This is a genomic window from Alkalispirochaeta americana, from assembly GCF_900156105.1.
GTDB classification, from domain to species: domain Bacteria; phylum Spirochaetota; class Spirochaetia; order DSM-27196; family Alkalispirochaetaceae; genus Alkalispirochaeta; species Alkalispirochaeta americana.
Window position 1 is genome coordinate 141,492 of the sequence record NZ_FTMS01000010.1, and the last position, 6,403, is coordinate 147,894.

6 protein-coding genes are annotated in these 6,403 nt (G+C 62.4%); 5 read left to right on the top strand and 1 reads right to left on the bottom strand.

Annotated elements, in window-relative coordinates:
- Positions 1-20 precede the first annotated feature (20 nt).
- A complete protein-coding gene (locus BW950_RS09000) occupies positions 21-1,391 on the top strand; it encodes a sensor histidine kinase (RefSeq protein ID WP_076488954.1) in 1,371 nt (456 codons plus the stop codon).
- Positions 1,388-2,086, top strand: a complete 699-nt coding sequence (locus BW950_RS09005) for a response regulator (protein WP_076488955.1) — start codon at positions 1,388-1,390, stop codon at positions 2,084-2,086. Before BW950_RS09000 ends, BW950_RS09005 begins: the two co-directional genes overlap by 4 nt.
- On the opposite strand, the gene BW950_RS09010 is transcribed toward BW950_RS09005, so the two are convergent.
- Entirely contained in the window at positions 2,070-3,368 is a 1,299-nt protein-coding gene (locus BW950_RS09010; RefSeq protein ID WP_083943880.1) for a hypothetical protein, read from the bottom strand. The genes BW950_RS09005 and BW950_RS09010 overlap by 17 nt on opposite strands.
- A gap of 20 nt (positions 3,369-3,388) precedes the next feature.
- On the opposite strand from BW950_RS09010, the gene aroA reads away from it, so the two are divergent.
- The 3 genes from aroA to BW950_RS09025 form a co-directional block, all read left to right on the top strand.
- On the top strand, positions 3,389-4,828 hold the full coding sequence (gene aroA / locus BW950_RS09015; RefSeq protein ID WP_083943881.1) for a 3-phosphoshikimate 1-carboxyvinyltransferase: 1,440 nt from the start codon (positions 3,389-3,391) through the stop codon (positions 4,826-4,828).
- A complete protein-coding gene (locus tag BW950_RS09020) occupies positions 4,825-5,547 on the top strand; it encodes an HAD family hydrolase (RefSeq protein ID WP_076488956.1) in 723 nt (240 codons plus the stop codon). The genes aroA and BW950_RS09020 overlap by 4 nt, the downstream gene beginning before the upstream one ends.
- Before the next feature lie 209 nt (positions 5,548-5,756).
- The coding region (locus BW950_RS09025; protein ID WP_143559187.1) for a hypothetical protein at positions 5,757-6,403 on the top strand (647 nt) is incomplete at its 3' end.

Here is a 6,403-nt window from a genome sequence, read left to right on the forward strand (position 1 = left end):
CCGATGTATTCTTTCATTCCATGGCACAGCAACACGAGACAGAGCCACAACAGAGGCAGTCCGGAACGAGGCGCCAGGGAGGAGCGCGCCGCGAACCCCTGGGCCAGCGAACCCGGGACTACTCGCGGCTGGTGCTCCTGACCTTTTTCCTTACCTCCGGAATTTTTGCCTTTCTGCGTCGGCTTCTTCCTCTCTGGCGCCGGCCCCCCTTTCAGGCAGAACCGTTCCCGCCCGGAGCAATCGTCGCCGGGGCAGGGGCGATTCTTTTCTGGTATATCCTGGAGCTCAGGCAGTTTTGGGGTCCCGGGTACGATTCTGATCTCCAGGGAGATTCCCGGGCCTGCGCCCGCTTTGCTGCCCGGGTGGTTCCCTTTTTCCTGGTCCTGGCAGTCTATCCCGTTGCTGCCAGCGGAATTCTCCCCACAGCGGTAACGGTGACGATCTTTTTTGCGGTGATCGCCTTTCCCCTGCCCTTGAGTGTCGCCCTCTCTCTGATGGCTCTGACGGGTCATTTCTTCTGGGATAGCCTGGCCGGAACGGGACGCGGCGGGCTCCAGGACATCATTTTCACGATCTACCGCGTCACCAACGCGATGCTCATCTTTTTCATCGCCTTTTTCTGGAAACAGGACCGCCTGCGATGGCAGGAAAACCTGCTGCTCACGGAGAAGCTTCGCGAGGCCCAGGCACGTCTGTGCCGCTACGCCGAAAAAATCGCCGATGTGGTGGTTCTGGAAGAACGAACCCGCCTCGCCCGGGATATTCACGATAGTGTCGGCCACACCCTTACGGCAGCAACGGTGCAACTCAACAAGGCGACAGCCTTCATTGATCGCGACCGGACCACCGCTCGGAACGCCATCGACGCGTCCCGGGAAACACTCCGGGAGGGAATGCGCGATATCAGAGCGGTCCTGAATACCCTGAACCAGGAAGGAGAAGCGCTGGATCTCTTTCAGGAGATCCGAATCCTGGTGCAGCGAATCCAGCGAGCCGATGTGACGGTGGACCTCTGCCTGGAGGGAGACCCCCGGGGCTATAACAAGGCAGTCCTCATGGCGATATACCGCATGGTCCAGGAAGGGCTCACCAACGCTGTGCGCCATGGCACCCCCTCACACCTGGGCCTGACGGTAACCCTGGGAGCGGAGATCGCCCAGGTAACCCTGGATGACGATGGGGGAGGCTTCTCACCGGAGCCGATTCTGGAAAAGAACCGGCGGGGAGGACTGAAATACCTTCAGGAACGGATCGAACTGGTCCAGGGAGAATTCTCCATCGCCTCCTCTCCCGGCAAGGGTTCCACCCTTCACGCGCGCCTGCCCAGGGAGCCGGTGCAACATCTCGGGGAGCCCCCCTTTGGAGAAGCCCCCTTCAGGAGAGACCCATGAGTGACAGCTCCGGCACAGCCCCCATCACGGTGGCTATCGCCGACGATCAGCACCTGGTCCGGGACGGAATAGCCTCGGTTCTGGCCCTCTACGAAGACCTGGAGGTGGTGGGAACCGCAGCCAGGGGAAGCGAGGCGATCGCCCTGGCCCGAGAGAGACATCCCCAGGTCTTCCTCATGGATATCCGTATGCCCGGCATGGACGGGCTCACCGCAGCCGAGACGATTCTCTCGGAGAACCTCGCTGGACAGGTGATAATCCTCACCACCTTCGATGACGAGGAATACGTGATCAGGGCGATACGCCTGGGAGCATCGGGGTATCTTTTGAAGGATCTGCCTCCGGAGGAGCTCTATCAGGCGATTCTGGCGGTTCGACGAGGGGTTTTCTGGTCGTCCCGGGAGGTAATGGGAAAAGTAGGGCTCATCCTCTCGCCTCCCCAAAGCAGCCCCGCTGCTCCACCCCCGGAGCTGGAGCGTCTGAGCCTCCGGGAACGGCAGGTTCTCCGTCTGATCGGACGGGGTGCAACGAACGGAGAGATAGCCCGGGAACTATCCCTGACCGAAGGGACGGTGAAGAACTACGTCTCGGCCCTTCTGGATACCCTGGGATTCCGGGACCGGGTCCAGGCAGCGCTCTTTGCTGCGCGCCATCTGGAAGATGATCCCGACAGAACCATCACCAGACGATCGTAGGATCGAGTTTGACCCCGATCCATCCCCCGATGTCGGACTGCTCCTGGGCGATCTTGCCCAGCGGCACCTCAGCGGTGAGTTCCGCCACCAGCCACTCTCTTCCTTCAAAGGGAAACCGGGCGCCATCGCCCGGTATATCGACTCCCACCAGGGCATGGGCGTACTCACGACTCACCATGAGGATCGCCTCGAATCCCAGATGCTGCAGAAGAATCGCGTAGGTGAGGCCCAGAGAATCACAGTCACCGGCAAAGGCAACAAGAGCCCCCGCAGGATTCTTCAGATCGCTCAAGGATCCGGTCCGGCGATACTCCGCCCCCTGGAGCCAGGAAAGAATGTGGCCGGGCATTTCATGGCGCGCTATCCCCTGGAGGGTGAGGTCCCGGAAGAGCTCCTCCGCTACAGGCTCGAGCCGCTGAAAATTATCTCGATAGATCATGCGGAAATACCGCTGCCACGCCCGAACCCACGGGGGAGGAGGGCCAGCTCCGGGACGGGGCGAGGCATCCCCCGGCGGAGCGTAGACCGAGAGAACCATCGCTTCCCGCTCGATAACCACCTGGGCAGCTTCCCGGAGCCCTTCGGACCGAACATCCCGGGGGAGAGGCCAGGCTCTTCCCGAGGGCAACACCAGATCGGCCGGCTCCCGGGTATCCCGGGGGGAGGCCTCCCCGGCATCCCCGGCATCTCCCAACTCCGCCGTGAGAAAGGCACTTACCGGTCCCGGCTCCAGACGGGACCCCAGGGAAAGGGACAAGCTGTCCAGCGCCGAGAGCAGCGGCGCCTGGAAGGCGTCGTAGTAATCCTCCACGGCGTAGGCCATGACCGCAAAAGATCGCTCGTCGCCCTTGATAAACGTCATATATCCCCGCACCGGGATACCTTCCCCGTCCTGGCGGGAGGCCGCAAAAAAGCGGTAATCAGCAAACACAGCATGATCACGGCCAAACCGGAAGGATGACTTCTCTCCCGACGCGCCAAAACGCTCCCGGATAAAGCTGTCGATCTCCAGGGCCGTGACAAACTGCTCGCCAGGGAAAGCAATAATCTGCAGAACTGCCAGACGATCAGGATCGGTGAAACTGACAAACCCGCTGTGCTCAGCATCAAGAACCTCCCACCCCACGGGAATATCCACAACATAGGAAAAATCGGGGTTCTTGAAGACCGTTCCCGCTACAAGGGCTTTCTCCACCAGAAAGACATTGGCCAGGAGGAGAAGAGGGAGGACGAAAAAAACCGGGGACACCCTCTGCAGGAAGGCGCGGGACGTTGTTCTCAAAACTGGTACCTCCTGTTACTATGATCGGACTTTCGGGTTTCTACGTTGAGGAGGCTGGTATCATTCATCCTACAGAGGCGGGCCTTACCGTCAGCCCTGCCCGCGCGGCAGGCACCGTGGTCGTGCCCTCGTCCAAATCACACACTATCAGGGCCCTGCTTATCGCCGCCTGCGCCGACGGAATAAGCCACATCGCCAACTGCCTCGATTCGGCCGATGCCCGGAGTTGCATCGCCGCACTGGAGGTCCTGGGATGCTCCGTGGAAGAAACAGGCCGCTCCGCCACCGGCGTGTCCCTGGCCGTCACTCCTCCCCCGGGGGGAATCCTCTCGTCCCGGCCAGAAGCAGAACCGCTTTCCCTCGACGTGGGCAACAGTGGCACCACCCTCTACCTCCTGGCGGCCCTGGCGGCCCAGCGGGAACAGCCCGTCACCTTCGACGGAGATCGTTCGATTCGCTCCCGCGACGCAGGCCCGCTCCTGAAGGCCCTCACAGAGATGGGGGCTACCCTCACGGGAGGTCCCCGGGCACCCTTCACCCTTCAGGGGCCCCTCAGGCCGGGTACCTGCATCTCCTTCCCCAGTCCCACCAGCCAGTTTCTCTCGGCGCTGCTCCTCACGGCCCCGCTCATTCCCGCCAGCGGCCCCGATCCCGAACCAACGGTACTGGAGCCCCAGGTATTGCACGAGCGACCCTACGTGGATATGACCTGCTGGTGGCTCGAAGCGCAGCATATCTCCCTGGAACGGCAGGAGTACCAGCGGTTTATCATTCCCCCGGGGCAACACTACCAGCCCGTCCGGACATCCCTGCCCGGTGATTATTCCTCGGCCACCTTCTGGTTCGCCGCTGCGGCCGTCACGGGGGGGACAATCACCGTGGAAGGGCTCGAGCCGGAGGATGTCCAGGGAGACAGAAAAGTTCTCGATATCTTTTCCGCTCTGGGCTGCACCGTCCAGTGGCACCGCAGCGACGCGTCCACACCAGCAGTCTCTGTAACAGGACCGATCACCCGGGGCGGGACCTTCGATCTTAACGCCATGCCCGATGCGCTCCCGGCTCTGGCGGCGGCAGCCTGCTACGCACCTGAGCCGGTCAGCCTGACCAACGTCCCCCAGGCGAGGGAAAAGGAGACCGACCGCATCGATGTAATGACTCGGGAGCTCACCGCCCTGGGGGCTCTCATCGAAGAGCACCCCGACGGCATGACCGTGAAACCCCGCAAGGCCACCTGCTCCGGCCAGCCCCCCCTGGAGGGAGGAACCCTCCACAGCCACGGTGATCACCGTGTAGCCATGGCCGGGGCTGTGGCAGCCCTGGGTGCGGCGGCCCCCGTCAGGATCATCGATGCCGAGGCCGCCGCCGTGACCTACCCGGCCTTCTTCGCCGAGCTGGCCCGGCTTGCTCCCGGCTCCCTTCTCCCCGGCCGGACAGAACCCCCGGCGGAGGGGCTGGCATGACCCAAACCCTGCAGTTCGATCCCGCCCGGGTCGCCCCGGGAGCAACAGCCCATATCTTTGATGTGGATCATACCCTCACACGCCACTCCACGGGAGCGCTCTTTGCCCGGGAGGGGCAACGGGCGGGGCTCTTTCGGTGGCGTCAGCTGGCAACGCTTCCTTATTACTACCTCCGCTATCGCCTGGGCGCGCTCTCGCTGGGCGCGGTCACCCGGGAGATCACGCCGCTTCGGGGCTATTCACGAGAGGAGCTGGAAGATCTGGCGTATCAGGCCTGGGAAAACCGGGGACAGGATGATCTCTTCCCTCCCGTCCGGGCGTACCTGGCGGCGTGCCGCCGAAAAGGAGCCCCGGTGATCCTGGCGACATCGACCTTTGACCTTATTCTGGCGCCCCTGAGGGAAGCCCTGGGAATAGACCAGGTGGTCTCGTCGAAGCTGGAGTTTGACCAGGAGGGATTTGCTACGGGATGGCTCGTGGGAGGACCTTGCTACGCCGAGGAAAAGGCAGCTCGTCTGAAGGAGCTTCTGAAAAAACTCGAACTATCACCCCGGAATTGCGCCTTCTATTCCGACAGCCACCACGATCTTCCGGCCCTGCGCGCCGTGGGGTCCCCCGTGGCGGTGAATCCCGATCGCCTTCTGGCCCGTCGAGCCCGTCTCGAGGGCTGGCCTGTTATCAGGTGGGACAAGCCCTGGCAGGACCATCGAAGAACCTGATTACTGCGCACCCTCCCCCGGATCGCGACGCTGGTTTCACACTGGCAGGTGTGATACTATCCCTCACAATGACAGCGAAAAGAAAGGTCACATCCCGGGCGGCCCGACCTGCAAAGAGCCGGCCTCCCAAAAACGGGCAGAGACGCACAGCCCGGCAAAAGAAGACTCCATCGGAGAGATCCATCTTTCGCCTTCGACTACGGGGCAAGATGCTTCTCGCTTTTTTCTCCCTGGCCCTGGTTATCATGATCGCCGGGGGAGTTGGCACACTCCGCATTGTCGGTCTGCACCGCGACTCACAGCGTCTTACCGACCAGGAAACGCCCTATCTCTACGGCGTCCTCCAATCCCGCCTGCTTATTGCCCAGGCCCAACTCCTGCTGGAAAACATCATCGGCGGGCATCAGGATACTGGTCTGATTGAGGATGTCCTGGGCCGGTTCTCCTTGGCCGACAACTATTTGCGGGCGATCCTCGATGGCGGAACCGTCCAGGGTCTGGACTATACTCCTGCGGAAACCTGGGATGTCCGTCTTGCCGTGGACCGAATGAGAACGCAGACCATGGCCATGCGGAGCCTGATCGATAACCGCATCCGCTTTTTTCTCAACGCCAACCGGGACAACGAGACGCTCCGGCAGGGCTTTGCCCGAAGCCTTCGGGAATACGAAACAGCCGCCCTCCAGGCCCAGGCCGTAATCGACCGGGAGGTCCTGGAGACGGTGGCCGTGATGAACGCCAACGCCGCTCAAGGAATGAGGCTGCTCCTGGGAGCAACCGCAGTGAGCCTGGTCCTTGCCCTGGTCCTGGCCATCGGCCTCTCGCGGCACGTGGTCAACCGGGTGCGCCTCACCAG